General features: G+C 60.0%; 1 protein-coding gene. It reads right to left on the bottom strand.

Translation table 11 applies throughout. The annotated features are described in order from the left end of the window. On the bottom strand, positions 1-874 hold an 874-nt coding region (gene tssI / locus K787_RS0121395; protein ID WP_022964828.1), incomplete at its 3' end, for a type VI secretion system tip protein TssI/VgrG. Between the last annotated feature and the right edge of the window lie 118 nt (positions 875-992).

The raw sequence follows: 992 nt of genomic DNA, 5'->3' as shown, positions 1-992 counted from the left end.
GGCGATAGTCGCTGCGGTGGCGCTCCAGGCTGCGTTTGGCCAGATGCTTGCCGCGGGCGCGTTCGCTGAACAGGCCGGGGTAGTCGTAGTCTTCCAGGTCGGGCAGTGGTGTTGGTGGTTGTTCGCCTTCCACCGGCTGCTCGGTCTTGTGCGCGGCTTCCATCAGTAGATGCGGCTTTTCGAAGTCGTAATCCCGGCGGGTGACCCGGCTGGGGCGGGTTTCCACGCGCAGGGCGAAGCGCTTGATTACCGGCTCGTCGGCGACCAGACCGCTGTCTTGGATATAGGCGGTAGGTCTATTGAGTTTGGGGAAACCGGTCTGGTCGTCGCCGAAGACTAAAAGATGGTTATCGCTGCTGTGCTCGAAGTGGTAGTGAAGGCCTTCTTCTTCACAGAGGCGCTGAATAAAGTGCAGGTCGGTTTCATCGTACTGGGTGCAGTAGTCGCGCTGCGGGTAATCGGTATTAAGCTGAAAGCGGTAGGTATCGGCCTGGATGCCATGGTCGTTCAAGATCCGGGCGATGATCTGTGGGACGGTTAGATGCTGGAAGATGCGCTGATTGGTGCGGTGGCCCAGGTAAAACAGATGAGGGACCAAGTCGATATGGTAGCGCGTGAGGCGCTTGCCGGCATCGCCCTGGGCGACGCGGTGGATCAGGCCGTGAATGCCCTGGCCTTGGCCTGCGAAGCTGAAGAACGCCGGTTGCTGTAGCAGGCGGTCGATATCCAGATCCGGGCGTTCGCTGACCAGCTCCAGCTGGAAACGGTAGGGCTGGCTGATCTGCTCTAGGCCTTCGAAGGACAGGACCTTGAAGTCGTGGCTGATGCCGGGAATAGCGAGGGTGAAGTGGGCCTGGTTGGCGGCGGCGAACATCCGATGTTCCTTGTGCTGTATGGCTGAAAGCGAAAGCGGCCTGACTGGGCGCGCGCAGATTATCGCAGATTGGGGAGGTGATTTGTGTGAGCCAGTCGGCAAAATGGGCCGGCTGGAT

Origin of the sequence: Halopseudomonas pelagia CL-AP6, assembly GCF_000410875.1 — a bacterium.
Classification (GTDB): Bacteria; Pseudomonadota; Gammaproteobacteria; order Pseudomonadales; family Pseudomonadaceae; genus Halopseudomonas; species Halopseudomonas pelagia.
This window is presented reverse-complemented; position numbering and strand designations above follow the sequence as displayed.